The sequence below is a fragment of the Frankia sp. CcMO1 genome (assembly GCF_977945845.1).
Map to the genome: position 1 here is coordinate 1 of NZ_CDWTMG010000284.1, position 5,575 is coordinate 5,575.

The 5,575-nt window shown below is 73.0% G+C and carries 7 protein-coding genes and 1 pseudogene; 3 read left to right on the forward strand and 5 right to left on the reverse strand.

Going from position 1 to position 5,575, the window contains the following annotated elements; all coding sequences use genetic code 11:
* Positions 1-457: 457 nt before the first annotated feature.
* Positions 458-862 carry a CBS domain-containing protein gene (locus tag AC08OU_RS22020; RefSeq protein ID WP_476605680.1) on the reverse strand — a complete coding sequence of 135 codons (405 nt, stop codon included), beginning with the start codon at positions 860-862 and terminating at the stop codon, positions 458-460.
* A 425-nt stretch (positions 863-1,287) separates the two neighbouring features.
* Between AC08OU_RS22020 and AC08OU_RS22025 the strand changes: the two genes are divergently transcribed.
* Complete coding sequence (locus AC08OU_RS22025; protein ID WP_476605681.1) at positions 1,288-1,605, forward strand: hypothetical protein; 318 nt, start codon at positions 1,288-1,290, stop codon at positions 1,603-1,605.
* Between the two features lie 168 nt (positions 1,606-1,773).
* Here the strand turns inward: AC08OU_RS22025 and AC08OU_RS22030 are convergent, their stop codons facing one another.
* From AC08OU_RS22030 to AC08OU_RS22045, 4 genes and pseudogenes are all read right to left on the reverse strand, one after another.
* Positions 1,774-2,289, reverse strand: coding sequence for a hypothetical protein (locus tag AC08OU_RS22030; RefSeq protein WP_476605682.1), 516 nt, complete (start codon positions 2,287-2,289; stop codon positions 1,774-1,776).
* A 980-nt stretch (positions 2,290-3,269) separates the two neighbouring features.
* Positions 3,270-3,716, reverse strand: a complete 447-nt coding sequence (locus AC08OU_RS22035) for a CBS domain-containing protein (protein WP_476605683.1) — start codon at positions 3,714-3,716, stop codon at positions 3,270-3,272.
* A gap of 127 nt (positions 3,717-3,843) precedes the next feature.
* On the reverse strand, positions 3,844-4,161 hold the full coding sequence (locus AC08OU_RS22040; protein ID WP_476605684.1) for a hypothetical protein: 318 nt from the start codon (positions 4,159-4,161) through the stop codon (positions 3,844-3,846).
* A gap of 24 nt (positions 4,162-4,185) precedes the next feature.
* Positions 4,186-4,278, reverse strand: a pseudogene (locus AC08OU_RS22045) (universal stress protein); the annotation flags it as partial.
* A gap of 160 nt (positions 4,279-4,438) precedes the next feature.
* Here AC08OU_RS22045 and AC08OU_RS22050 point away from each other — a divergent pair.
* Both AC08OU_RS22050 and AC08OU_RS22055 read left to right on the forward strand, forming a co-directional pair.
* A complete protein-coding gene (locus tag AC08OU_RS22050; protein WP_476605685.1) occupies positions 4,439-4,651 on the forward strand; it encodes a DUF1918 domain-containing protein in 213 nt (70 codons plus the stop codon).
* Positions 4,652-4,702: 51 nt separating this feature from the next.
* Positions 4,703-5,575 (forward strand): phosphoribosyltransferase (locus tag AC08OU_RS22055; RefSeq protein ID WP_476605686.1); only part of this gene is annotated, 873 nt, incomplete at its 3' end.

Sequence of the window (5,575 nt, forward strand, 5' to 3'; positions counted from 1 at the left end):
CCTGAGAGCGAGCGAGGCCAACGGGGTGCGAGGCATCCCCGGTGTTCTACCGGCAGACCGTTGCCGGCCTGAAATCCGTGCCAGCTCTCGTTCCGGGCCGCGGGCGTGCCGGCGGACGGACGGCCGTACGTCCGCCGTCGATCGCTGCGAGGGCCGTGTCGGTACCGGACCGGAACTCCCCGGCGTCCCCGCGACCGAGACCGCCGTCGCGCCCGGCGCCGCGTCCCGGAACCGACACCGACACCCGACGCGGCGGTCAGCCCTGACACCGGGCCGCCGCTGCTCCCGGTCGTGGTCACCGACCATCGTGAAGCAGGATCGCCGCCGTGGGCGGGCCCGGAGGTCATGAACTCCCTCGGGTCGACTTCGAGAGTCGACACCGGGTCGCCGCCGCCGGGTGCCGCCGGCGGACGGGGTCCTGGAGTCATCGCCTGCCGGCCCGACACGCCTTTGGGGCCTAACCGCCCAGGGCGTCGAGCAGGAGCGGGCGCATCACGTCCCGGATCGACACCATCCCCTGTACGACACCCCCATCGTCGACGACCGGAACGTGGCGGATCAGGTCGTCGAGGATGATCGACGCTGCGTCGAGCACGGGATCGTCGGGACGGACGGCGATCAGGTTCTTCGTCATAGCCTCGCCCACCGTCGCGGTGTCGGGGTCCGCCCCCTGACCGAGTTGGGTCACGATGTCCCGCTCCGAGAGAACCCCGAGCGGGTGGTGGGCGTCGCCTACCACGACCACACCGATCGATTCGAGCCACAGCAGGTTCGCGGCCGCTCGCAGCGTCTCGCCCGGATCCACGAAGACGGGCTCGAGTCGGGCGATCCCCGCGACCGGCTCCCGCAGATGCAGCGTCATACGCGTCCTCCAACGTCTGGCCGCCGGGCCACGACCCGGCTCTCCGCCCGAGTCTGCGCCTCCTCGTCGCCGGCCGGCAGGGCCGAACGTCCCGCATCGAAGGTCACCCGCACCTCAGGTGCTGCTGGCGCCGCGGAAGACCGCCGCCGAGCAGGCCGCCTCGATGGTGGCGGCGGTGGCCGGTCTCGGTGGGAAGCCCCGGCGACGGGCCTGGAGCGAGGGACGGGCCGAAGGCCACGAGCGCGGCCGTAGCCCGCTACGGCACATGCGCGGTAGGCGCGAGGTGGCGCTAGGGGATCGAGTGGGTGTCCTCTCACCACCACAGTCCCGGGTCGGGTTCGGGACCATCGGCCCTATCACCCAACACCTCGGGGGACCACGCTCGACGCAGACCCCAACCTTGCGCCGACGACGGAGGTGACAGCGTGGTCCGACGAGCTACGAAGGCTGCGACGGCGGTGGCGGGCGCCGGACTCCTTGCCCGCGCGGTGCTCGGCGACGAGGCGCGGCGGCAGCGGCTACGGCGACTCGCCCTCGCCATCCGCGACACCCTCGCCGCCCCCGGGACCGAACCCGCGCCCATCGAGGAGACCGAGCCCCGGCCCGCCGACGACGAGGCTCACGCACCCGGGCACCACCACCGGGGACCACCCCCCACGGTTGCCGCCCCGCCGCATCCGGGGCCGACCGCCGTGGACCCGGCCATGGTCAACCACCGCAGCGGCCACGTCCGGCGAGGGTGACAGGGGGCCGGCTCGCCGTCGTCCCGCTCGACGCCTGCCCGGCGTGACCCACCGGCAGAACCACCACCACCTGGGTGCGCTCGAAGGGGCGGGCCACCGTCCTCGGCCGCCAGTTCGGGCCCGGCGCCTACGACCACGTGCGCGCCGGCGTCGAGCACGACGTCGACGTCACTGCTCGGCGTAGGTGACCTCGGCGCGCTCGCCGCGGCGGCCCCGCCAGCGCGGGGCCACGTGGTCGCCGAGACGGCGGCGACGTGGCGGTAGGCGGCCTTGTGGGCGATGTTTCACGATCAGTTCCTTCACGCGTGGGGTCGGGGTCAGGCGGTCGGGTTCAGGCGGATGCACACGACGGTGGCCTCGGCGACGGTCCCGTCGCGGGTGCCGGTCGATCGGGCGGGAGGCCCGGCCGGTGAACAGCGGCGGCCTGTCCATCCGGGTGTCGGAGGCGGCGGCGAGACCGGTGGCGCCCTCGCCGTCATCGCCGTGCATTCCCCCGGCGATGCGCTTGGCGATCTGGCGGGCGTGGCCGTACATGGACTCGAAGACGACGAGCCGAAGATGGGGACCTGCCAGCAGCCGACGAGCTCCAGTGGGGCGTGGCGCAAACTCGGCCTCCGCCGCAGCCCACTGCAGAGCCTCTTCCGAGCCCTTCGAGCCGTCGTAGCCGACGACGATGCGTCCCATGGGCCTACCTCGTTTCCGGTCCTGCGATGCAGGGTGAGCCGGGCGGCTCGGCCCGACCAGGGTCCAAGGTCACCGCCGACGCGTCAGCGGACGGGTGGGCGGCGAGGTCGACCGCCGGGAGCAGTCCGGCGCACCAGGGTCGATGGCGTGCTCGCCGACGGTGCCGAAGACGGTGGCGTGCAGGTGCGTCGGCCACGCCAGTCGGGCGAGGCACCGCCCGCGCTGGCTCCGGGAGCGGGACGTGACCGTTTCGGAGTCGGACCCCGTCCGGTCCCTTCGCCGGTGGGGTCCTCTGACCCTTCGGTGCGCTCCGCTACGGGACCGTTGCGGGACCTTCGGCCCTGGCCAGCCGTCGTGGGCGCGGGGGATCGTGGCGTCGTCAGGCAGCACCAGGAAAGGAGGCCGGAATGAACTGGCCAGCAGCAGCCGTCGTGATGATGGCGATCTTCGCCCTGATGGTGATCATCACCACGTATCTGGGCACGCGCAGCGGAAGGGGCTGAGGGCGGAGGCGGCGGGGTCGAGCACTGCGAGGCGCCCGGCGACCCGCCGGTCACCGTTCGCCGTCGCAGGTCGTCAGTCCCGGGGGACCGCGGGGGCCGTCCTGGCTGGCGGCGCACCCGCTGCAGACTCGGAGGACGGGTCGGCCCGCGGTGGCGGCCGGTGACCCCGGATGCCTGCCGACTGCTCGTCCGACGCCCGTCCGATCGTCCGGTCGAGCTCGGGCGACGCGGCCGCCTCTCTCGCCGCGGTCAGGTTCGGCGAGACCTGGTGGATGCGGTCGATCACGCGCTCGTCGGGCCGGAGGTGTCGGAGGCCCGTGCCGGCACACGGGCATCCGCTCGGCGCGCCGGAGTCGGTTGCAGCGCCTTCCGGTAATCGTGTCATGGCCGCGTGTCCCGGCCGGTGGGTTGGCCCGTCGATGGCACAGCGGGCCCGGTGTCGCCCGGTCGGAGGGTGGTCGGCGCGTCGGAAGTCGGTCACGGGACCGCCGGCACGTCGGCTTCGGCGTGTCCGTAGAGGACTTGGCCCGTCACCGGGCGCAGCAGCCCGGCGAGGCTGCCCACCAGGTCGAGGGTCAGGTCGTCGACCGAGAGCAGCCCGACGACGGTGCCGCGGTCCACGAGGGGGAGGCGACGGAAGGGGTGGGCGGCGAGGACCTGTACGGCCTGCAGCAGGTCGGCATCCGCGGGCAGCGTGGTGAGGTCCATGCTCATGACGCCGTCGATGCGGCTCTCGGGTGCGTGGCCGCGGCCCAGGCCCCGGACGACGATGTCGCGATCGGTGGCGATGCCCACGAGCTCGTCGCCGTCGAGCACGAGGACCGATCCCACGGCGTGCTCGTTCATGATCCGGGCCACGTCGGCCAGGGAGTCGTCGGGCCGGACGGTGACCGGCGGTTGGCGGATGGCGTCGCGTGCGCGCATGGCGGTGCTCCTCGGATCGAGGTTGTGGCGGTGCGTCCACGATGGGCCGTGACCGGTGCCGGCGGCAGGGACCTTCGTCCTCAACGCGCGGCGGCGTCATCCGAGGTCGCCCGGCCCACGGGCGTGGTCAGCGGCGGCACCTCCACGACCACACGGGTGCCCACGGGTGAGCTGTCGCGCCGGGCGGGCGGTCGGCCGACCCGTAGCGGACGGTGCCGACGACGGTGACCGCTCGGGGCCCTGCCTGGTGAGGATGCGGACGGGTTGGCCGAGGGTGAGGCCGCCGTTGCGGAACGACGCCCGGTCGACGATCACCTCGCCGGTCCCTGGTGCGGTTGGTGTCGGCCAGTGTGTCGTCGAAGGTGCGCCGGATGGTGGCCGTGTAGACGAGCGTGCCCACGACGAAGGCGACGTCGAGGCAGATCGACAGGGCGGTCAGCGCCATGCGGAGCTGGTGGCGGGCGTGGGTGACGCACTGGAGGCTGACCGATCCCAGCCGCAGGCCCGTGAAGGTGCCGAGGCCGTGGGAGCCGACGACGAGCAGGTCGGCGCTTGTCTCGGTGGCGGCCTGGACAGCGCAGGGGCAGCGCCGTGGGGCCCGATGTGGTGGGACCTTCGGCCCTGCCGGGCATCGCTCAAGTCGGGGATGGTGGCGCCATGATCACGAACACCGCGACGGGGTTCGTCCGACTGCAAGATGACGAGGACAATGGAGGTCGGCCATGAAGGCAGAGGTCGGTGACAGGCTCGCCATCCGGGGCCACAAGATCGGTGAGCGGGAGCGTCACGCCACCATCGTCGAGGTCCACGGGTCTGAGGGCGGGCCGCCCTATGTGATCCACTGGGACGACGATCCCCACGACGTCCCGCAGGACCACCTGTTCTTCCCCGGTTCGGACGCGGATGTCGAGCACATCGCCCGGAGTCCCGCCTGATGGGGCTCCGCGGGCCGGCCGGCCCGCGCTTGGTCGCGGAGGGAGTTCGCTATGGTTTTCGCTGATCGTGTGACGGCAGGGCGTCGTCTCGGGGAGCGCCTCGCCCATCTGCGGCGGGAGCCGGCGGTGGTGCTGGGACTGCCCCGTGGCGGCGTGCCGGTGGCCTTCGAGGTGGCCTCGGCGCTGCACGCGCCGTTGGACGTGATCCTGGTGCGCAAGCTCGGTGTGCCCTTCCAGCCGGAGGTCGCCATGGGGGCGCTCGGCGAGGGCGGTGTGCGGGTCCTGGACGACGACGTGGTCGTACGTGCCGGGGTCACCGAAGACGAGCTGGCGCTCATCGAGAAGGCGGAGCAGGCGGAGCTCGATCGCCGGGCCCGGCGGTTCCGGGGCGACCGGGTGCCGGTTGCGCTGGCCGGTCGCACGGCGGTGGTGGTCGACGACGGGATCGCCACGGGGTCGACGGCCCGGGCCGCCTGCCAGGTGGCGCGGGCGCGGGGCGCGGCTCGCGTGGTGCTGGCGGTGCCGGTGGCGCCGTCCCGGTGGGTCGAGCGCCTTGCCGGTGCCGCCGACGAGTACGTGGCTCTGGACACCCCGCCGCGGTTCCATGCCGTCGGCCAGTTCTACGGCGATTTCACGCAAACGACGGACGAGGATGTCCTGGCCTGCTTGGCGCGGGCGGGGTCCGGATCTGCACCGGGCGGGACCGCGCCGGCCCCGAAGGGCACGGCGGGTGATCCACCGGTGGTGGACGGCGAGGTGGAGGTGCGGGCGGGGAAGGTGTGCCTGCAGGGCCACCTGAGGGTGCCGGAGCGGCCGACCGGTGTCGTGGTGTTCGCGCACGGCAGTGGCTCTGTCTCTTATACACATCTCCGAGCCCACGAGACAAGAGGCAATCTCGTATGCAGTCTTCTGCTGGAAAAAAAA